Genomic DNA, 19,335 nt, shown 5'->3' with positions numbered 1-19,335 from the left:
ATTAAGTCCGCAAAAAAGAGCTTCCGAGGCAGATGTCCTGCCCAGGAAGCTCCTTTTTTATTGTTTAGAAAGAAAAACCGGTTCTTAAATGTTCAACATCCCGCGGAAACCGCGTGCGGCGTAATAGGAATCGGCACCGTTATGGTATAAGAAGACGCGGCCGTAGCGGAAATCGCAGAACAAAGCACCGCCGCGGTCCCGGACATCGGCTGGCGTCTGCACCCAGCTCGACGTCTTCATATCGAAGTTGCCAAGCTCCTGCAGCGCACGGTATTGCTCTTCCGTCAGCATTTCGATGCCCATGGCTTCTGCCATATTGAGCGAGCTGTTTTCCGGCTTGTTTTTCTTTCGTGCGTCGAGCGCCTTTTGGTCATAGCACAAGCTCCGGCGGCCAGAAGGGCTTTCCGGTGCACAATCCATAAAGGTATAGATGTCAGCCGCTTCATCATAAGCGACGACATCCGGCTCGCCGCCTGTCCGTTCCATCTCATGCAGCGACCAGAGCTTGCCAGCAGCGCTTTCAAGCTTTGCTCGGACATTGTCCCACTGGAGCGTTTCATGGCGCTCCATATGCTTCTCAAACCGTTCTTTGAGCACGCTGAGCAATTCATCGTGTTGTTCAGTGGTCAATACAGCGCTCGTGCTTTTTGTCATCTCTGTTTCCTCCTTGGTAGTTGGAATAAGTATGATTTAAGTATATGACAGTTTGCAGATTTTAGGGTATCTCTTTTTAATGGGGATTATTAATGCCGTGAAGGGGTAAACCATAACTAATCATTTAAACAGGAGGGATCGGCAATGGCTAGAAAAGGTACAGCAGGGCGGACGCCTGAAAAACAAGTAGGGGCCCGCGAATCCGGAATTGACAAAGCGATCAACAAAACCAAGGAAGCGTTGGATGGAGATAGTAAAGCAACGGATTATGAAGAGGTCAAAGGAAAAGAAGAAATGGAAGATGCGAAAGAGCATTCAAAACATGTATCGGACGAGCAGCCGCGAAATACCCAAAGCGAAAAGTAAGCAGAAAATTAAAAGCGCAAGCAGCCATATAGCTAAAAAAGACAGCCGCCGGAATCCTGTTCCGGCGGCTTTTTTGGCTGTTAATGCGCCATCATTTCTTCTGCAATGCCAGCACCGTCCATGTCTGACGGGTAAAACGTCGGCCAATTTAAGACTTCTTCAAGCAAAGCTTCACGGTCGTCACCAAAGTAAATGTGGTAATGGTCGGCGTCAGTCGGGAAGATGGCGTGGTCGCTGAATTGGATAAAGCGCGGCAAGCCATCTGTTTCCTGCTCCAGTTTAAAGACAAAGCGCACGCCGCGATTGCCGGCTTCGTAGTCCAGGATTTCAAAACCATCATATGTATAGCGGCCAGTCTTTTCTTCGCCGTTTTTGAAAAAGCTGACGCTGTCTTCTGTGATGATCAGGCGCTCCACATCGGTTTTATAGCCTGCGGTGTAATACTCTTTATATTCTTCAGCATTCATGTCATCTGAGTGCGCGGCTTTGTCGGCGAATACGCCATCGAGATCACCGTTTTCAAGAAGGGGAAAGACCGATTGCCAGTCGCGGGCCCAATCGGAAAGTGGACGGTCAGCTACTAGGCTGTCGTCAAAATAGCCAGCGTAGATTTGCGCTTTCTCATCGCGCGTCAAGTTTTCTTCCGTGTCGTGTGTCTTTTTGGCTTCAGCGGAAGCGGATGGCTCATCTGTTTCTGCCTCTTTGGAATCTGCTGATTGGCATCCAGCCGCGAGCAAGGCTGCAAGACCGAGAACGCCGAGGCCTTTGATCAATGAATAGGTCATGATAACACTCCTTTTTTAAATCGTAATGATTACAATTTATGATTATACAGATAGATTTGCGAGAAGTCCAAAAAAAGAATATTCCGCTTTTTCCATTGCAACTTTCTGTGTGAATTCAAGAGCCTTGCCGCATTTATTCATAACAGATACGATTATAGAAACAAATAGAGAGAAGAGGAGATGTGAAATGTCTAACTGGAATGAACGCTACGACAACGAAAAGTATGTATATGGCACTGAGCCCAACGTGTTTCTAAAGGAAATTCAGCCAAGGGTGCTGACAAGCGGCAATGTATTAAGCATTGCAGAAGGCGAGGGTAGAAATGCAGTTTTCTTAGCTGAACAAGGGCTCGAAGTCACGGCCTGGGATTTTGCGGAATCGGGGCTTCTTAAAGTGAAGAAATTAGCGGAGAAACATAAGGTCCATGTAAATACGGAATTGATCGATTTGGCAGAAGCCGAATGGCAGCAAAATGGCTGGGATGGGATTGTTTGCATTTACGGGCATTTTCCTGAAGAAGTGAAACGTGCAACACTGAAAGGCATCAAGAGAGCGGTGAAGCCAGGCGGCTATTTTGTGGCAGAGGTATATTCGCTTTATCAGATTCCTTATAATAGCGGCGGCCCCAAAAATCCTGATTTCCTATACCGTCCTGAAGAGTTTCTGCATGAGTTCAGTGATTGGCGGATTGTCCATTTTTTCATGGGGGAAGTGACGCGCCATGAAGGCGATCTCCACAACGGGTTGGCACATGTCATCCAGTTTGTCGGACAGAAAAAGTAAAACCGATAGAACTTTATTTAACTCTCTTCTCTATAGGCATATTAGAGAAAAAATTATTATAGCCACTGTAGTTTTAACCCCATATATTAGGTTATACTCTTAGTAGATAGGGGGAGGGGTATATGAAGAAGATATTGCTGTATGGAAGCGTATTTACATTGATTTTAGCAATTGTCGCCATTGCCGTTTTATCCAACGAACTTTCGAATGAAAAAGGAAAGCAGGCCCAACCTGCTCCAACGCAGCAGACTGGTGAAAAATCAGTGGCGGGAATCGAGTACAATCCGCCTTCAATTGAAGAGGTTCCGGATGGCCCGGAAAAAGAAGCGATTCTGAGAGGCCATGAGCTGGTCAATAATACGTCGGAAGTATTGCGGTCAGAAGCGGCATCAGTAGAAGACGGCGAGACGGCAGTTAATGCCTTGTCCTGTTCAAGCTGCCATGCTGGAGCGGGATTGGAAGAAGATTCTTCTTCGCTGGTCGGTATGACTGCTGTTTATCCTGAGTACATCAGCCGCTCAGATCAAATTGTGACCATTGAAGAAAGAATCAATGGTTGTATGGTACGTAGCATGAACGGCGAACCTTTCGCCGAAGATGATGAAGATTTGGATGCGATGGTTGCATATCTGCAATACATCTCAGAAGGCGTTCCGGTGAATGCAGAACTTCCTTGGCGCAAGACGAATGTGATGGAAGATGTTCCAATTCCGGATGTCGCTAACGGGGAAGAATTGTTCCAGCAAAGTTGCATCGCTTGCCATGCCCAAGACGGATCCGGTACTGGTTCAAACTCAGGGCCGGCACTTTGGGGAGAGGGCTCGTTCAATGATGGAGCCGGCCTTGCCCGGATGTCCAACATGGCTGGTTATATCCAAAATAATATGCCAAAAGGCAATGAAAAGTCACTGGATGACCAACAAGCAGCTGATTTGGCAGCGTTCGTCCTTTCACAGGACCGGCCGGAATTCGAGAAGCATGACAGCGATTGGGCTGGCGGCGGACGACCGAGCGATTCGATGACGAAAGAACGCCGCGATCAAGTGAAAGACGGCACGATCGATTGGGAAGAAGTTTTAGGCAAAAAGTAATGTCAATAATCAAGCCAAAAAGATGGCTCTGCGCACCTGGCAGAGCCATCTTTTCTTTTGTTCTCCGGGTTTTCCCGTATGGGAAATCAATCCGTTGCATCTTTTATTAAGATTTATCGATTTCAAAATAAAGTATATTATATAGACCTTTAGTGCTGATATAATGGAATCAGCTCAGCCGAAGGGAAGATTACATGAACTCGCATAAGATTCAATCAGAAAGAGAAACAATCTATTTTGTATTCAGCGTGTTGGCCAGCATCTTGGTCTATGTGCTCGCTGCCGTGTCGATTTTCGGTATTGCGATTGTCCTTGCGATTGCTGTATTTATCCTGTATGCCAACGCCATGATGCTCGGATCGATCCGCGGCAACGGCGTGCGCATCCATGAACGCCAATTCGGCGACGTCTACGACCGTGTGCAGGTACTTGCAAAGCAAATGGAACTGAAAAAAGTTCCGGACGTTTTCGTCATCCAGTCAGAAGGTGCATTGAATGCCTTTGCGACCCGCTTTTTAGGCCGTGATATGGTCGTCTTGTATTCGGAAGTATTTGAATTGGCGCGTGAAAAAGGGCAAGCGGAATTGGATTTCATCATTGCGCATGAACTCGCGCATATCAAACGCCGCCACGTCTGGAAAAATCTCTTTATCCTGCCAGCCGGGTTCATTCCATTTTTGGCACAGGCCTATAGCCGTTCGTGCGAATACACCTGCGACCGCCATGCGGCGTATACGATACAGGACGCAGGTGCAGCCAAGCGTGCGCTGACGCTGCTTGGCATCGGCAAGAAAATGTACTTGGAAGTCAACGAAGACGCTTACCGTGAACAGATCGAAACAGAGTCGAACGGCATTGTCTGGTTAAGTGAAGTGTTGTCGACGCATCCTCATTTGCCGAAACGCATCCAGTCAATCGAGCAATTTTCCGGCACCGACAGCTATTTGTACAAACCGAACCAAGGCAAGATCGTCTTGGGCGCGTTGGCGCTGTCTGCGGTCTTCACCGGCGTTTATATCGCTGTGCCCCTGTTGTTTGCGGGAGGCGGAATGGTTTATTCGCAGCTGCCGGATGTTTTTTCTGAGGAATCCCTATTTGCAGTTGAAGGCGAGACTCCATTGATGAACGCATCGTATAATGGCGATCTGGCCGCCGTCGAAGCCTCGCTTGCGGATGGAGTGGATATCCATGCCAAGGATGCAGACGGAGCGGATGCCTTGATGTACGCAGTGAATGGCGGGGAAACGGCAATCGCTGAACGGTTGGTCGAAGCAGGTGCAGAAGTCAATACGAGCGATGCTTACTCGACGGCACTTGAAACTGCCGTGCTGTACGAAGATTATGAAACGGCCCGCATGCTCGTTGCAAACGGGGCGGACCCGCTGGTGATGAGTCCGTCAGGGACAAGCGCTTTGGACGCGATGCCAGCGAGTACCGAAGCCGAATTCATGGAAATGCTCAACGAATGACCGAAGCGGCAGCGCTGGAGCTGCCGTTTTTTTTTCATGGAGAAATAATTGGGTCTTGTCGATATTTTGAACGCCCTCTTGGAGATTCTTGAGTTATTCGTCTATTCACATAGAACGCATAATGGAAAAGAATGTGTTTCAGTTCCGTTGAATTCTTTGGGGGGCATGGCGCATGATTATCGAAAAGAGTAAGTAGTTATGATGCGCCAAAAAAATCACCGTGGCATTGAAGGTCTCTGGGCAGCCGAGAATTTCCACAGGATTCTTCAACGACTTCTGGTTTGCCGGTAAATAAAGCTTGCGTTTGAACTGCGCCATCCCCTATAATTTGTTCTATTGTGCCAAAGCCACACAGGCGGAGCGAAAGATGCCCGGCCTTTTTTTGCGGGCTTTTTTAAGGCAATGAGTTTAAAGAGAACGGAGAATTTCAATGGATAAACTTTACAGCGCAGGAATCATTTTCGCAGGATCCGTCCTGCTTGGATTCGCATTTAATATGTTTTTATTGCCACACGAAATCTTATCAGGCGGCATCACGGGCGTCGCTATGATTTTCAGTTTAATGACGCCGCTCAACGCAGGGATCTGGCTGCTGTTGCTGAACATCCCGATTCTGGTGCTGGGCTGGATGAAGCTCGGCAAGATGTTCATCCTCAACAGCGTCTATTCCGTCGCAGTGACTTCGGTCACGATGCTTTACATCCCGGTCATGAAGGTGACGGAAGATGCCTTGCTGTCATCGGTATTCGGCGGCGTGCTCGTCGGCATCGGCGTCGGTTTCATCATCCGCTTCTACGGTTCGACTGGCGGCTTTGACGTTGTCGGCTTGCTGCTGACGATGAAACGCGATATTCCGCTGGGCTTTATGGTGTTCGGGCTCAACAGCCTCGTCGTTTTCGTATCGGGTTTCATCTTCTCATGGGAACTCGCGATGTATACGATGGCTTCGATTTACATCACCGGCCTCGTCGTTGACCGCATTCATACGCGCCACATCAAGCTCAGCCTCATGGTGGTCACCACCCAAGGCGATGCCGTCAAACAGAAAATGCTGGCGAACCTTTACCGCGGCATTACAGTGACCGACGGCGAGGGCGCCTATTCAGGCAATAAAGTCAAAGTGCTCTACACGGTCATCACGCGCTATGAACTTGCGCATGTGCGCCCGCTCATCAAAGAAATCGATCCGCATGCTTTCGTCAGCATCACCGAGACGATGGAAGTCATGGGCAATTTCCGCCGCGACGACAATTACAAAAAGAATCCCGAAACGGTTTACCGTTCGGTACCGGAAACTTCTGAACAAACAAGTTAACAATGGATTAATCGAAAACAGCCTCGCCGGCATCTATCGGCGGGGCTGTTTTGTTTTTGCGGCCAGTCCACGTTTTACCGAAGGTGTATTTCTTTTTAGTCTGAATAATCTGATAAAAATGTTTTCATTTCTGCTGGATAGGTTTATGATGAAAGAAAAGGAGGTGGGTGTCAGATGGAAGCGACTTTTGGGTTCGTGCCGATGCTTGTTTTGGCTGCGATTGCGGTTGTTCTCATCATGGCTTATTTCTATTTGCACCACTGGGCAAAATGAGTGCCGCCAGAAGAGCCGCATCGTGCCATGCGGCTTTTTAAATTGGCGGAGTATCTGGAATTAGTTGCCGGACATGGAATGGTCTTGTATGAATCAAAAAATGCCCTTGCCTGAATGTTTCGAGGCAAGGGCATGCAAGTTTAAGAGAAGTCTTACACAAAATACGGAATTAGTTGTTTGAAAGAGTTGAGATGTATTCTTTCACGACTTCGTAGACATAGTCCTGGTTAGCCGATGCGGTGTCAGGATTGTACGCACCTTCGTTTGTTTTGTTGTTCGATAAGATGCGGATGCCAAGAAACGGAATGTCGTAAGCTGCAGAAATCTGGGCAGCGGATGCGGTTTCCATTTCTTCTACAGATGTTCCGTATTTTTCATGGAGCCAGTTGATCCGATCCACTTCATTGTTCCAAAAATCAGCAGAACCGATTGTGCCTTCTACTACTTTTCCTTTGGTATATGTATCTTTGACGGCATTGGCCGCAGCCAGCAATCCTTCATCACCATCGTTATAGCGGATATTTTCAGCATCCGGATCTTCCCCGGCACTTCCTTCTGAAGCCATCAGGTCCATTGGCTTCCATTCGGTTGGTTCGATTCCTTCGCCTTCCACCAAATCGCCGGTTTTTAATGCGCCTATATTTACTGAACGTTTGCCGAGCACAATATCAAAGACGTTCAACGCTGGGTCATGGCCACCTGAAGTTCCTTGGTTGATGATTGCTGCGGGATTGTATTTTTCAATCGCCAATGCTGTAGCCGCACCTGTATTTGCCATGCCTTTTCCAGTTTTGACAACGATGACCGGATACCCTTCCACAGTGCCGCTGTAGAATTCAAAAGTTGATCCTGACTCTTCTGTTTTCACGTTTTCCAACCGTTCCGCAAATTTTTCCGCTTCAATCGGCATGGGCCCTTGAATCAGGATGGGGCGCTGGGGTTTTTCTTTTGCTTCTGTTGCCATAGTTGAACTGCATCCCGTGAGGACTAACAGCAGGGCCAGCAACAGGAATAAAATCTGATGCGCTTTAACTTTTTTCATGATGTATTCCTCCTAGTTGTCAAATACGCTCTCTGTATAGCCAAACAAAAAAGGCCGAAACAGGTAGCATGTGCTCTACCTCTCGGACCCGCAAAGTCAAAGCATCAATTGTCCGGCAAACTACAAAATGCCAAGAATCACCAACATCAATACCTTGACCCGTAGTCCAGTTCATTTTTGGGAACTTGGTAGAAACACCCAGACCATATTACTGGGCATATACGAGAGCTGTTAAGTTTCTTTTTAGTACTTCGCTAATATAACAACCGCCTAAGTGACAGTCAAGCTAAAAGCGAACATTTGAAACGAATTTACTATTAATAGTTCGGTTTATAGGTGTGAATCCTGCCGTTAATTATAATTTATTACTATTATTATCGATTTTAATTCTTTTTGACCATACTTAGTCAATTGGAAAACTGCTTATATAGTTTGCTTCGATAGGTTAATGATTTCCTCGTGTCTCACAAGTTCAACGCCATTGGAAGCTATTCACTTTTAACTTTGCGGGATCGAGGATGCTGCCGTTCAATCAAGTGTGGGTGTTTGAGGAGGAACAATCCCTTTCGTCAGCAGCTGGTTGCTTTTACTGAAGGAGCCGATTAACGCTTGATTTTTATCTTCATTTTCAAAGCTCGATCGGTTTCCAAGTCCTCTAATTCACCTACAGGATTCGACGGCAAACCGAAAATTCTTCCAGGCGTTTCATTTATATGTTTATGTGCTGAATAGCTTCCATAAGCATGGACGGCCATGCTTAAAGCAAAGGGTTAAAGGGTAATTCAGATTTTAAGAGGGCTGTCTGGCAGTCCAAAAAATAAAATACGAAAAAGGAGAATGATGATGGAAATCTTAAAACGTTTCAGAGACATAATGGCGAGCAATATCAACGCAATGCTGGACAATGCGGAGGATCCGGAAAAGATGATCGACCAGTATTTGCGCGATTTGAACAGCGACCTTGGCAAAGTGAAATCGGAAACGGCCGCCATCATGGCCGCAGAAAAGCGGGAGCGCCGGGAGCTGGAAGAGCTGCAAAAAGAACTGGATGATATGCAGCGCTATGCAGTGAAAGCGCTCGAAGCCGGGAATGAAGACGATGCCCGAAAATTCCTGCAGCGCAAAGCCGAGCTTGCCGACAAAGAAAAAGACTTGAGGACTGCGGCTGAATTGGCGTCAGCCAATACTGCACAGATGCGCGAAATGCATGAAAAATTGGAGTCGGATATCGAGGAGCTGGAATCCCGCCGCGACAAGCTGAAAGGCAAGGCAGCTGTTGCACGGACGCAGGAGCGCATGAACGAATTCAATGATTCATTCAGCGGAGCGGGCAAGACAATTTCAGCTTTTGACAAGATGGAAGAAAAGATCAATCGGGAGCTTGACGAAGCGATGGCGATGTCTGAGCTGAATAAGAATAAGGACGTCGACATCAAGGATCTCGCGAAGAAATATGATGCGGATTCATCTGTTGACCAGCGATTGGACGCATTGAAAGCAGGCGCCGACGTGGAAGCAGAGCTGGAAGCGCTGAAAAATCAGGTCAATAAAGCTTGATAAAGGCCCGTGCAATGGGATTCTGCAGGCCAAGGAGAGTGGAAAGCGATGGTCACGCATTATAAATGTCCGAATTGCGGTTCGGATATGGCGTTCGACAGCGAGTCGGGCAAGTTGTCCTGCCCGAGCTGCGGCAGGCAGGAAGATATAGAAACCTTCCCACCAGAGAACATAGAACATACCGTAGAAACGGATGAAGCAAAAGAATACCATTGCGAGAATTGTGGTGCCGTCCTATTGACGGAAGCGGAAACGACTACGACGCATTGCAGTTTCTGCGGCGCGCCGGTCGTGCTGTCGGACCGCTTGACGGGCGATTTCGCTCCGGCCAAAGTCATACCTTTTTCCGTCAGCAGGGAAGAGGCCGAGGCCGCATTCCGCAAATGGACAGGCAAAGGCCGCTTGTCGCCAAGAGGTTTTATGAGCGGCGACCGCATCAAGAAAATGACCGGGATGTACGTGCCGTTCTGGCTGTACGACATCGATGGCAGCGCTGAAGTGGCAGCAGTCGCTACACGGACGCGAAGCTACACGACTGGGGATACGATCTACACGGAAACCGAGTTTTACGATGTTTACCGGGATATTGACCTCAGCTATTTGAAAGTGCCGGCGGATGCTTCCGAGAAGATGGACGACTTATTGATGGACAAACTCGAGCCGTATGATTATCAGGAATTGAAGGATTTCAGGATGCCTTATCTCGCGGGCTATCTGTCGGAGAAATACGATTATGATGATGAGTCCCTGTTTTCGCGCGTTGAGTCGAAAATCGTCCCTTACATCGATGCGTACATCGCGACGACAATATCCGGTTATTCTACGGTCAGCTACACCAATAAACAGATTCATGCCCATAAAAAACAAGCTTATTACACGTTATTTCCGGTATGGATGGTGTATTACGATTTTGAAAACAAGGAACATACCTTTGCGATGAACGGCCAGACCGGCAAAGTGGTCGGCAAGCCGCCAATCAGCGGAGCGAAGGTCGCAGGCTGGTTCATTGGCATTGCCGGCGGCGCATTTGCACTGATGAAAGCCGCAGCATACTTGGTGGGTGGTGTTCTATGGTGAAGCGAATGGCATGGAAAACCCCTTTCTTGTTGCTGGCATTCATCTGTATTTTCTGGCTTGCCGGCGCATCAGCAGCTTTTGCCTTGGCAGATCAGCACATTTACGATAATGCCGATTTGCTGAATAGCATTGAAGCGCAGGAGTTAGAAGCGGAAGCGGCAAAATACAGCCGCGAGGAAGATGTCGATTTTCTATTTTTGACGGTGAATGGCATGGAAGGAAAAGATATCGTGACATTCATGGGCGATTTCTTTGATCAATGGGCGGTCGACAATAGCCAGGAAAACGCCGTGCTGCTGACAATCGACATTGCGAGCCGCGAAGTGTTCCTGTCCGGTTTCGGCACAGCGGAAACATCGCTCGATGACGAGCGCATTGACCTTGTGCTTGACCGCATCGTACCGGATTTGCAGGCAGGCGATTATGGCGGTGCCTTTGAAGAGACAATGGCGGCTTCAAGCGAATACATGGATTACCGCCCCGGCGTCAATCCGGAAAGCATTTTCCTGAAAACGTGGTTCCATGCCTTGGTTGCGCTAATCCTCGGCGGCGGGATTGTCGGTTCGATGCTTTATAACTCCGGCGGTCGTGTCACCACGACGCCGCGCACGTATTTTGACGGCAACAATACGCAAGTGACGAACCGCGAAGACCGTTTCCGAAACAAAACAGTGAGCCGCACCAAAGTCCAGCAGAACAAAGGGGGCGGGGGCGGCTTCGGTGGAGGCGGCATGACCGGCGGAGGCCGTTCCTTCAGCGGAGGCGGCCGCAAATTCTAAGCAATACACGGAAGGAATGAACAGCATGGCATTTTTCGGCAATCAATTTGCAGATGTAGTGGAATGGGAAGAATTCAGGGAGGATATGATTTTCTGGAAATGGACCAATAAGGAAATCAAAAAAGGCAGTAAACTCGTTATCCGCCCTGGCCAGGACGCTATTTTCCTCGACCACGGAAAAGTGGAGGGGATTTTTGAAGACGAAGGCGAATACGACATCGAGTCGCAAATCGTGCCCTTCCTATCGACATTGAAAGGTTTCCGTTTTGGTTTCAACAGCGGCATGCGGGTGGAAGTGCTCTTTGTTAATACGAAAGAATTCACTGTCCGGTGGGGAACCCAAAATCCGATCAACATTCAGGCACCGGGGCTTCCGGGTGGCATGCCGATTCGCGCGAATGGCACGTTCCAATTCAAAGTGAACGATTATCTCGCGTTGATCGACAAAATTGCAGGGGTGCGCAACAGCTACTTAGTGGAAGATGTGAAAATCCGCATCACGGCTATTTTGGATCAGCTGCTGATGAAATGGATTTCGAGGGAAGGCAAGGACATGTTCAACCTGCAGGCAAACGCGCATGAAATCGGTGCCGGCATCCAGGACGACCTCAATATGGAATTGATGGACGACGGCATGAAAATCATGGGCTTCCAGATCATGAGTTTTAACTATCCGAAGGAAATCCAAGACATGATCAACAAAAACGCTTCCTACGGCATGGTCGGCGACATGAAAAAATACCAGCAGGTATCGATGACCGATGCCATGGCTTCAGGGAAATCTTCCGGTGCAGGAAATGCAGCGGATATGGCCGGTATGATGATGGGCATGGGCATGGCGAAGGAAATGATGGAAGACATGAAAGACGGCGGCCAGGCCCAAACTCCGCCAAAAAATGAAGAGGCAGCTTCTGAATCCACTGGCCAGGCTCCAAACTTCTGCCCGAACTGTGGACAGAAAACCGAAGGGGCAAAATTCTGTTCGAATTGCGGGCAGAAACTGTATTAATAAGCCGTTTTTTCAATATCAATTGAACGGAATAAAACCAAATCCTGATCCACGGCAATTCACATTGCCATGGATTGGGATTTTTTCCATATAGGCCCTAGGTAACACTTGTGGAATTCACATTTTACCTTGAGTTTTTGCAAAAGAAATCATGTGTAATCCAGAAAAATGGAAATGAAAACGGCTACAAAATGTTATTTTAGATTTATCTGAAAATAGTTTAAAATTAAGGTTTTCAAAGCTTGAAATCGGTTATATAATAGGAAATCAAAACCGAAAAGAGGTGTTTCTTCCCCATTCGATTTTCTCACAAAGAAATACTAGTAAAATGTCTTGGTGTTCCTGGCGAATTCTGCTACACTGGCAACTGGAATTTATTTTTTTATTAGAATTGCTGCTGGACGATGGAAATAAGCTATTATATAGAACAGACAGATGGGCCTATTCGCATAGAATCGACGGCTGTAGCCGATTGGTTGGAACAGGATGAAGCCCCAGTCTTTGTGAGGGATCAGTTATGAAGAGAAAATGGTGGAAAGAAGCAGTCGCATATCAAGTGTATCCTCGCAGTTTCATGGATTCGAATGGGGACGGCATTGGCGATATCAATGGCGTCACGAGCAAATTGGATTATTTGAAAGATCTTGGCATCGATGTTATCTGGATTTGCCCGATGTACAAATCGCCAAATGACGATAACGGCTACGACATCAGCGATTACCAAGGCATCATGGAAGAGTTCGGCACGATGGAGGATTTTGACCGCTTGCTGGCAGAAGTCCATGCGCGCGGCATGAAACTGATTATCGACCTTGTCATCAACCACACAAGCGACGAACACCCATGGTTTATGGAATCGCGTGCTTCGCTGGATAATGCCAAGCGCGATTGGTACATCTGGAGTGACGAGCCGACGAACTGGGAAAGTATTTTCGGCGGTTCCGCTTGGGAATACGATCAGGAAACGAAACAATATTACTTGCATTTATTCTCCAAGAAACAGCCGGATTTGAATTGGGAAAACGAAGAAGTCCGCCAAGCGCTGTATGATATGGTGAATTGGTGGCTCGACAAAGGGATTGATGGATTCCGTGTTGACGCCATCAGCCACATCAAAAAGGATTTGACCGATGTCCACGATCCGGAACAAAATCTCTATGTCGAAGCTTGGCATAAAATGATGAATGTCGACGGCATCCAGCCGATGCTCACGGAACTGCGCGACAAGACATTCGCAGGCCGCGACATCATGACGGTCGGCGAAGCGAATGGCGTAAAAGTCGAGGACGTTGAAGAATGGATCGGCGAAGAAGACGGCAAATTCAATATGGTGTTCCAATTCGAAAGCATGAGCTTATGGGACAGAAAAATCCATGGCATTGATGTGCCTCGCTTGAAAGAAGTATTGACAAAATGGCAGAATGGCGTCGAAGGCCACGGCTGGAACGCATTGTTCATCGAAAACCATGACAAGCCGCGCATCGTGTCTTCATGGGGCAATGACCGTGAATACTGGCGTGAGAGTGCGACGGCAATTGCCTGCATGTATTTCTTCATGCAAGGCACACCGTTCATCTACCAAGGGCAGGAAATCGGCATGACGAATGCGCCATTCGAAGAGCTTGAACATTATAACGATGTTAAAACGAAAAATATGTACCACTTAAACCGCTCGGCTGGCATGGGACACGACGCAGTAATGACGCTCATCCGCCCGCAAAGCCGCGACCATTCACGGACACCGATGCAATGGGACGGAAACACGCATGCCGGTTTCTCGGATGCGGAACCGTGGATGCGCGTCAACCCGAATTACACATACTTGAACGTGGAAGCGCAGCTGCAGGACCCGCATTCGGTGCTGGCCTTCTATAAACAAATGATTTGGCTGCGCAAGCACAATGATGTTCTGATTTACGGCCGCTATGAATTAGCAAACGCCGGCCATGATTCAATCTACGCATATAAGCGCCATTTTGAAGGCCGGACGGTATTGGTGGCCGTGAACTTAACCGGATTCCCGTGCTATTGGGATGAGCCGAAAGACGGCACCATTTTGCTGGCGAATTACCAAGGGCTCGATCCGAAACAATTATTGCCTTATGAAGCACGTGTGTATGAATTGATCAACAAATAGTCAAAAGAGCCGCATTCCCCGATGCTTACGAAGGGGAATGCGGCTCTTTTTATGTTTTTTGAATCGGGGCTTTTGCTTCTGTTGTGGTGCGCATGATGAAAGCTTGCTCCACAAATTCCGGTTTGTTCGCGTAAAGCTGGATGACGTCTTTGATTTCTTCAGCCATGTAGCGGGCATTCCGGTTGTGGGCCAGTGGCAAGTAGCCGGAACCGCGCTGCAAGTAATCGGAACTGGCGACTTTGTACCAGCGGCTGTCGTCGAGCGGTTCGCCGTTGACCAAAACTTCCTGGACACGGTTGCCATCATGGATGACTGTGGCGCCCGATACATGAAGGCGGCCGACGAATTTTCCACGGAATCCCGGTCCTCGCCCATCAGCGAGGCATACTTGCGCGTCCAGCGATTGGGTGAGTGCTTCTTTCAAATGCTTGCCTAAAATTTCAAAAGAAGTCGGATTCAGTGGAGAAGGGCAGACTTCAATCAGCTTTTGGCGGGAGACGTATTGGAACAAACCGGCATTGGCGATGCCGCTATTGATCAGGCCGATGTCGCATTCCATCATGTCGCGCAAGCCGTCTGCAATCAGGTTGGTTAGCGGGTTTTCTTCAATGACGTCGTGCCAAAGCGGCTGCTGCAAGAAGTAGAGGGGTTTGCCTAAAGCGTCGATGGCTTTCGCTTTATTGGTTTTCAGGATTTCGAGAATGGCCGCATCTCTTGCCGCATCTCCTGTCGGATGGGTTGCCGATTTGAGCAATTCCACTTTGCCGCCATTCACCTCAAGTTCAATGATGCCGATATGCTCGGCGAAGTTTCCTGCGCTGTTCATAATCGTGCCATAGGCTATTTTTGCCTGCGGATACAGCTTGTGGTCATGGGCGGAAATGATGACATCAATTTCAGGGATGGCTTGTGCCAGCTCTTCATCCGCAACCGTGCTGACGTGGCTGAGCAAAATGCACAAATCATACTCGCCGGCATAGCGTTTGATTTCCTGTTGCGTCATTTCGGTGTAATCCAATACGCTGATGCCAAGCCCATCATTGAAGACATCAAGGTCAGGCGAAGAGCCGGTGACGAGGATTCGCAGACCGTTTTTATGCAAGATGGTACTTTTTACGACGCCTTTGATTTCCGTACGGTCTTTTTTCAGCAAATTATTGCTGATGAACGGGAACGGGCTTGCCGCTGCCATGTGTTCAAGCGTATCCATGCCGTTGAACATCTCGTTATTGCCGATGGTCATGGCATCATAGCCGACTGACTGGAGCAGTTCAAGTGCGGCGATGCCCTGGGTCCCCTGCAACTCGATGCTCTTGAAGTCGGCGAAATCACCTCCGTCGAGCACGAGCGTGTTTTCATCTTTCAGTAGTTTAATCAATGTGGCGGCACGTGCGAAATTGTCGTAATTGCTGTGGACGTCGTTCGTATGTATGATTTTGAGTTTCATGAGAATCCTCCTGTAAGTTATTTCCTGTCTTAATATTACGCTATTTCTGCTCTTAAAGTTTCAATAGGCTGAAAATTTTTTAGATGCGGCTAGCCAAGGGTGACTCGGACTTTGAAAAACTTATTGCATAAAATGTTTAAGCTTGCTATGCTCTTTTTAGATTGAAATAGGAGGAAATACTCATGGTCAAATTAATTACCTTTTTAACAACTATTACCATTCTATTGTTGCTCAATATTGGTGTTTCATATGTGTTCCAAATTCAAATCATTGATATCGCGTTTGCATTCGGATTGTTGGGAATCTTAATCACGGCTCCGAATAACCCGCTAAGCGATGCTTTCAATGCCAATCCGTTTATCGAAGTGGAAGGGGAACGCCACGCGAAGTTCGGAAAAATTCCGCTGTTTGCTGCTGGCACCTACTTTTTAGACGCATCTGTTGCAACGTTCATCCATTACCAAAGCTATTTCATTTAACTAAGTTTTATCTGTCGGAATGCTGCGAGCGATTGCGGCATTTTTTTATTGGCTGGAAACGGAAAAAGCATGCACACCGCTTGTGAGCGGGTGCATGCTTAAGAAAATCTTAATAAGGTTTGCCGTGCTTTGCTTGGAAATCTTTTTCTGAAGACAAGAGATACATAACGCCTTCAATAAAGCCGATTACTGCAGGAATCGCTGTCCAAGAGAAAAGCAGATACAGGAGGCCCATTCCGGGCTTACCTAAATAGAATTTATGGATGCCGAAATCCCCGAGGAAAATGCCAAGGAGGCCTGCAACTGTTTTGTTTTTCATGTCCGATCATCCTTTCAGTCTTTGTCCTTGTTTTCCCTCCATACTGAAAGTTAATCTCTTTTTATAACGCAAGAAAATCCGCTTCTGAAGAATAAAATCTTCCTGGAAGCGGATTTTCAAGTTGTTTGGGTAATGGACCTCAGTGTAAGGTGATTTTTGAAGCTAGTGCTTTTTTGTCTTGCGACTCGTGCAGTTTCACCATGGCGAAGCGGGCAATGGGTTGGATGACCAGGCTTTCGGCGATCAGGACGATGAGGAAGTTGCGTGGCCAGTTTATCAGCCAATTTGAAAATATTGCGCTGTGGAAGCCATTTGCGACAAGGTCGCCGATGAATGTCATCACTGCGGACATGCCGAGCACCGTAAAGAGGATGCGGTACAGGATTTTGGCGTTGAAGCTGTCGGTCGGCTTGGTGAATTTTGCAGTCAATGCTTCGGCGAGGCGGCCGAAAATGGCGGGCTCGATGATCATAACGATGATCCATATGATTGGCAATGTCTTCAGAATGCTCAACGCGATATCCTGGTTAAAGCCGCCTGCGAAAAGAATGACGCTGTAAGATGTCATGAACAAGACGGTCATGGTGGAGATGAGTGCGCCGTAAAGAAGGCCTTCTTTGGCGTTTTGCGGCAATCGTTTTTCTGAATGCATGGAAATCTTCCTTTCAACGTGCTTGGACTGGCCTATCTATACGCGGAAAATTGCAGTGGGAACTGGCAGGGAACACGGTACTTTCGAGGCTGCAAGTAACTATAGCAAATCCATTACTCTTCGTGTAAGTGTCTGAAATGTGTCGGTTTTATTCGTGTAAAAGGTTTCTAAAAAGCCGTTGGTAGCTTACAGTAGAGGATAAGAACGACAGATAAGGATGAGAAGAATGAAGGTTTTTGCATCGCACGATGAACAGATTCAAATCCTACGCCAGCGCGGGATGATCGTAGCGGACGAGGCGGCGGCCAAACGGATTTTGGCGCGCGAAAATTATTATGCACTGATCGACGGCTATAAAGAGCCGTTCTTGGAGCGAGATGAACGGCTGAACCCGTATGGCCTAGAACGCTACGCGGCGGGTACAGAGTTCGGGCATGTCTACGCGCTTTACGGCTTCGACCGGGAGCTTAGGATGCTGATGCTCAATGAATTGCTGAAATTCGAAAAGAACATCAAATCGAAAGTGGCGTACCGGTTCTCGGAAAAATTTCAAGCGATGGACAGTTTTCTGGAATCGGCGAATTACAGTTCGGAAGCTGAGCGGCACCATGAGCGCGACCGCATCATTTCGACGCTGGCGAATCTGATCAAGAGCCATAAGAAGCGGGACCGGGTGAGGTATCCTGCTATTCGTGAATTCTATGACAAACACAAGAATGTGCCGCTTTGGGTGCTGGTCAATTTCCTGTCGCTCGGGCAGATTTCAAATTTTTATTCCGTCATTGACGATGAGCTGCGGGAGCGGATTGCACGCGACATCGCAGAAGAATTCAGTGAGGATTACGAACCGGCCCAGCTGCAGGCGGAAGAGCTTGATGCGATTTTGCGCTTGGTGTTCCCGTACCGCAATAAGTCTGCGCACGAGGAAGTGCTGTACCGATTCCGCCTCACGCATCCGGAAAAACTGGCCGGCGTAGAAGCGATGTTGCGCTTGGAAAGCGGTAGCCTTGGGAAAGGCACAGTGTCTTCAATGGCAAGCTTGCTGCAGCTGTTGCTGGCAAAAGAGGAATACATCGTTTTTACGAATGAACTGGAGCGCTTGATGGCAGATTTGAAGGTGGAGCTGCCAAGACGTGCTTACGGGGAAATCATGCGGGATACCGGATTCCGTGAAAATTGAATGACCATTCTTTGAATAGGAGATGATGTCCGTGATATACGCTGCGTTGCTCAGAGGGATTAACGTCGGAGGCAATAACAAGGTCAATATGAAAGAACTCAAGCAGGTTTTTGAAGAGGCGGGCATGACTGATGTCAAAACGTATATCAATTCGGGCAACATCGTTTTTAAAGACGCGGCCCGGACGAAACAGCAAGTCATGGCTGTTTTGGAAGAGGCGATCTTCGCCCATTTCGGTTTGCGCATCAAAGTGCTGGTGTACACGATTGATGAGTATTCGCGCATTGCTGAAGCGGTTCCAGCAGAATGGACGAATGACGATCAGCTGAAAAGCGATGTATTGTTTTTATGGGAAGAAGCCGATGACGAAGCCGTGCTCGAGCAATTGCCCTTAAAACCGGAAGTGGACCGCGCGCAATATGTGCCAGGGGCGATTCTCTGGTCAGTCGACCGCGACAAGGTGACGAAAAGTGGCATGGCCAAGATTGTCGGCACCAAACTCTACAAGCTCGTAACGATCCGCAATGTGAACTCGGTGCGGAAAATCTATGGACTGATGCGGGATATGGAAGAGTGAGCTATGTGACTTTTTTGCTTGTAAGATAGATACAATTGCGTCCTTATATATATACGAAATAAAACCTTTGCTCTGTTATGGCAAAGGTTTTATTTTTCGAAGTTTTCTTTTAAAAGGGGGGGCTATAACTAGTCTCGAAAAAATTTTCTTTTAGTTGAATTCACCTGCATTTTCTTTAACAGGTAAAACGCCATTTGAATAGCGATAAAGGACAACGTTTTTTTTAAAGGAATAACTATCGATTAACACCCATGCTACAATATGGGCGAAGAATATTTGTAGAGAAAGATTTTCTTATAAGAAAAATCTAGGAGGAATAAAATGGATGTTAGATTTCGATATG

Annotated in this window: 19 protein-coding genes and 1 riboswitch; of the genes, 13 read left to right on the top strand and 6 right to left on the bottom strand. The window is 47.7% G+C overall.

Features of this window, described 5'->3' with window-relative positions; all coding sequences use genetic code 11:
• Positions 1 to 84 precede the first annotated feature (84 nt).
• Positions 85 to 654, bottom strand: a complete 570-nt coding sequence (locus QMA09_RS10520) for a DUF4256 domain-containing protein (RefSeq protein ID WP_290213097.1) — start codon at positions 652 to 654, stop codon at positions 85 to 87.
• Positions 655 to 798: 144 nt separating this feature from the next.
• Between QMA09_RS10520 and QMA09_RS10515 the strand changes: the two genes are divergently transcribed.
• A complete protein-coding gene (locus QMA09_RS10515; RefSeq protein WP_135502960.1) occupies positions 799 to 1,020 on the top strand; it encodes a hypothetical protein in 222 nt (73 codons plus the stop codon).
• A gap of 80 nt (positions 1,021 to 1,100) precedes the next feature.
• Here the strand turns inward: QMA09_RS10515 and QMA09_RS10510 are convergent, their stop codons facing one another.
• Positions 1,101 to 1,805 (bottom strand): metal-binding protein ZinT, encoded by a 705-nt coding sequence (locus QMA09_RS10510; protein WP_290213096.1) that lies wholly within the window; start codon positions 1,803 to 1,805, stop codon positions 1,101 to 1,103.
• 187 nt (positions 1,806 to 1,992) lie between these two features.
• Here QMA09_RS10510 and QMA09_RS10505 point away from each other — a divergent pair, with 187 nt between their 5' ends.
• The 4 genes from QMA09_RS10505 to QMA09_RS10490 all read left to right on the top strand — a co-directional run bounded on the left by QMA09_RS10505 (position 1,993) and on the right by QMA09_RS10490 (position 6,464).
• Complete coding sequence (locus tag QMA09_RS10505) at positions 1,993 to 2,589, top strand: class I SAM-dependent methyltransferase (protein WP_290213095.1); 597 nt, start codon at positions 1,993 to 1,995, stop codon at positions 2,587 to 2,589.
• Positions 2,590 to 2,711: 122 nt separating this feature from the next.
• Complete coding sequence (locus tag QMA09_RS10500) at positions 2,712 to 3,680, top strand: c-type cytochrome (RefSeq protein ID WP_290213094.1); 969 nt, start codon at positions 2,712 to 2,714, stop codon at positions 3,678 to 3,680.
• A gap of 194 nt (positions 3,681 to 3,874) precedes the next feature.
• Entirely contained in the window at positions 3,875 to 5,149 is a 1,275-nt protein-coding gene (locus tag QMA09_RS10495; protein ID WP_290213093.1) for a M48 family metallopeptidase, read from the top strand.
• A gap of 430 nt (positions 5,150 to 5,579) precedes the next feature.
• A complete protein-coding gene (locus QMA09_RS10490) occupies positions 5,580 to 6,464 on the top strand; it encodes a YitT family protein (protein WP_290213092.1) in 885 nt (294 codons plus the stop codon).
• Between the two features lie 442 nt (positions 6,465 to 6,906).
• Here the strand turns inward: QMA09_RS10490 and QMA09_RS10485 are convergent, their stop codons facing one another.
• Positions 6,907 to 7,779, bottom strand: a complete 873-nt coding sequence (locus QMA09_RS10485) for a 5'-methylthioadenosine/S-adenosylhomocysteine nucleosidase (protein ID WP_290213091.1) — start codon at positions 7,777 to 7,779, stop codon at positions 6,907 to 6,909.
• A gap of 142 nt (positions 7,780 to 7,921) precedes the next feature.
• A riboswitch (purine riboswitch) is annotated at positions 7,922 to 8,024 on the bottom strand.
• Positions 8,025 to 8,622: 598 nt separating this feature from the next.
• Between QMA09_RS10485 and QMA09_RS10480 the strand changes: the two genes are divergently transcribed.
• The 5 genes from QMA09_RS10480 (at position 8,623) to QMA09_RS10460 (ending at position 14,338) form a co-directional block, all read left to right on the top strand.
• The gene (locus QMA09_RS10480; protein ID WP_290213090.1) at positions 8,623 to 9,336 is read left to right on the top strand and encodes a PspA/IM30 family protein; all 714 of its coding nucleotides are present in this window, start codon (positions 8,623 to 8,625) and stop codon (positions 9,334 to 9,336) included.
• A gap of 48 nt (positions 9,337 to 9,384) precedes the next feature.
• Entirely contained in the window at positions 9,385 to 10,413 is a 1,029-nt protein-coding gene (locus QMA09_RS10475) for a TFIIB-type zinc ribbon-containing protein (RefSeq protein WP_290213089.1), read from the top strand.
• Entirely contained in the window at positions 10,407 to 11,192 is a 786-nt protein-coding gene (locus QMA09_RS10470; protein WP_290213088.1) for a TPM domain-containing protein, read from the top strand. The genes QMA09_RS10475 and QMA09_RS10470 overlap by 7 nt, the downstream gene beginning before the upstream one ends.
• Before the next feature lie 25 nt (positions 11,193 to 11,217).
• On the top strand, positions 11,218 to 12,201 hold the full coding sequence (locus tag QMA09_RS10465) for an SPFH domain-containing protein (RefSeq protein ID WP_290213087.1): 984 nt from the start codon (positions 11,218 to 11,220) through the stop codon (positions 12,199 to 12,201).
• Between the two features lie 517 nt (positions 12,202 to 12,718).
• Positions 12,719 to 14,338, top strand: coding sequence for a glycoside hydrolase family 13 protein (locus QMA09_RS10460; RefSeq protein WP_290213086.1), 1,620 nt, complete (start codon positions 12,719 to 12,721; stop codon positions 14,336 to 14,338).
• Between the two features lie 49 nt (positions 14,339 to 14,387).
• Here QMA09_RS10460 and QMA09_RS10455 read toward each other — a convergent pair whose 3' ends face one another.
• The gene (locus tag QMA09_RS10455) at positions 14,388 to 15,785 is read right to left on the bottom strand and encodes a bifunctional metallophosphatase/5'-nucleotidase (protein ID WP_290213085.1); all 1,398 of its coding nucleotides are present in this window, start codon (positions 15,783 to 15,785) and stop codon (positions 14,388 to 14,390) included.
• Positions 15,786 to 15,967: 182 nt separating this feature from the next.
• Between QMA09_RS10455 and QMA09_RS10450 the strand changes: the two genes are divergently transcribed.
• A complete protein-coding gene (locus tag QMA09_RS10450) occupies positions 15,968 to 16,264 on the top strand; it encodes a hypothetical protein (protein WP_290213084.1) in 297 nt (98 codons plus the stop codon).
• Positions 16,265 to 16,373: 109 nt separating this feature from the next.
• Here QMA09_RS10450 and QMA09_RS10445 read toward each other — a convergent pair whose 3' ends face one another.
• The gene (locus tag QMA09_RS10445) at positions 16,374 to 16,583 is read right to left on the bottom strand and encodes a TM2 domain-containing protein (RefSeq protein WP_290213083.1); all 210 of its coding nucleotides are present in this window, start codon (positions 16,581 to 16,583) and stop codon (positions 16,374 to 16,376) included.
• A 139-nt stretch (positions 16,584 to 16,722) separates the two neighbouring features.
• Positions 16,723 to 17,235 (bottom strand): DUF2798 domain-containing protein, encoded by a 513-nt coding sequence (locus QMA09_RS10440; RefSeq protein ID WP_290213082.1) that lies wholly within the window; start codon positions 17,233 to 17,235, stop codon positions 16,723 to 16,725.
• 226 nt (positions 17,236 to 17,461) lie between these two features.
• Here QMA09_RS10440 and QMA09_RS10435 point away from each other — a divergent pair, with 226 nt between their 5' ends.
• Positions 17,462 to 18,415 carry an Abi family protein gene (locus QMA09_RS10435; protein WP_290213081.1) on the top strand — a complete coding sequence of 318 codons (954 nt, stop codon included), beginning with the start codon at positions 17,462 to 17,464 and terminating at the stop codon, positions 18,413 to 18,415.
• A gap of 31 nt (positions 18,416 to 18,446) precedes the next feature.
• A complete protein-coding gene (locus QMA09_RS10430) occupies positions 18,447 to 18,992 on the top strand; it encodes a DUF1697 domain-containing protein (protein ID WP_135502998.1) in 546 nt (181 codons plus the stop codon).
• Positions 18,993 to 19,335: the final 343 nt, after the last annotated feature.

It is taken from the genome of Planococcus sp. APC 3906 (assembly GCF_030407685.1).
GTDB classification, from domain to species: Bacteria; Bacillota; Bacilli; order Bacillales_A; family Planococcaceae; genus Planococcus; species Planococcus koreensis.
Note: the sequence above shows the minus strand (reverse complement) of the source record. Positions and strands in the feature narration are given on the sequence as shown.

What these genes read in the sequence shown, in the direction of transcription:
- QMA09_RS10520 (WP_290213097.1), bottom strand. Translation starts at nt 654, where the DNA reads ATGACAAAAAGCACGAGCGCTGTATTGACCACTGAACAACACGATGAA.
- QMA09_RS10515 (WP_135502960.1), top strand. Translation starts at nt 799, where the DNA reads ATGGCTAGAAAAGGTACAGCAGGGCGGACGCCTGAAAAACAAGTAGGG.
- QMA09_RS10510 (WP_290213096.1), bottom strand. Translation starts at nt 1,805, where the DNA reads ATGACCTATTCATTGATCAAAGGCCTCGGCGTTCTCGGTCTTGCAGCC.
- QMA09_RS10505 (WP_290213095.1), top strand. Translation starts at nt 1,993, where the DNA reads ATGTCTAACTGGAATGAACGCTACGACAACGAAAAGTATGTATATGGC.
- QMA09_RS10500 (WP_290213094.1), top strand. Translation starts at nt 2,712, where the DNA reads ATGAAGAAGATATTGCTGTATGGAAGCGTATTTACATTGATTTTAGCA.
- QMA09_RS10495 (WP_290213093.1), top strand. Translation starts at nt 3,875, where the DNA reads ATGAACTCGCATAAGATTCAATCAGAAAGAGAAACAATCTATTTTGTA.
- QMA09_RS10490 (WP_290213092.1), top strand. Translation starts at nt 5,580, where the DNA reads ATGGATAAACTTTACAGCGCAGGAATCATTTTCGCAGGATCCGTCCTG.
- QMA09_RS10485 (WP_290213091.1), bottom strand. Translation starts at nt 7,779, where the DNA reads ATGAAAAAAGTTAAAGCGCATCAGATTTTATTCCTGTTGCTGGCCCTG.
- QMA09_RS10480 (WP_290213090.1), top strand. Translation starts at nt 8,623, where the DNA reads ATGGAAATCTTAAAACGTTTCAGAGACATAATGGCGAGCAATATCAAC.
- QMA09_RS10475 (WP_290213089.1), top strand. Translation starts at nt 9,385, where the DNA reads ATGGTCACGCATTATAAATGTCCGAATTGCGGTTCGGATATGGCGTTC.
- QMA09_RS10470 (WP_290213088.1), top strand. Translation starts at nt 10,407, where the DNA reads ATGGTGAAGCGAATGGCATGGAAAACCCCTTTCTTGTTGCTGGCATTC.
- QMA09_RS10465 (WP_290213087.1), top strand. Translation starts at nt 11,218, where the DNA reads ATGGCATTTTTCGGCAATCAATTTGCAGATGTAGTGGAATGGGAAGAA.
- QMA09_RS10460 (WP_290213086.1), top strand. Translation starts at nt 12,719, where the DNA reads ATGAAGAGAAAATGGTGGAAAGAAGCAGTCGCATATCAAGTGTATCCT.
- QMA09_RS10455 (WP_290213085.1), bottom strand. Translation starts at nt 15,785, where the DNA reads ATGAAACTCAAAATCATACATACGAACGACGTCCACAGCAATTACGAC.
- QMA09_RS10450 (WP_290213084.1), top strand. Translation starts at nt 15,968, where the DNA reads ATGGTCAAATTAATTACCTTTTTAACAACTATTACCATTCTATTGTTG.
- QMA09_RS10445 (WP_290213083.1), bottom strand. Translation starts at nt 16,583, where the DNA reads ATGAAAAACAAAACAGTTGCAGGCCTCCTTGGCATTTTCCTCGGGGAT.
- QMA09_RS10440 (WP_290213082.1), bottom strand. Translation starts at nt 17,235, where the DNA reads ATGCATTCAGAAAAACGATTGCCGCAAAACGCCAAAGAAGGCCTTCTT.
- QMA09_RS10435 (WP_290213081.1), top strand. Translation starts at nt 17,462, where the DNA reads ATGAAGGTTTTTGCATCGCACGATGAACAGATTCAAATCCTACGCCAG.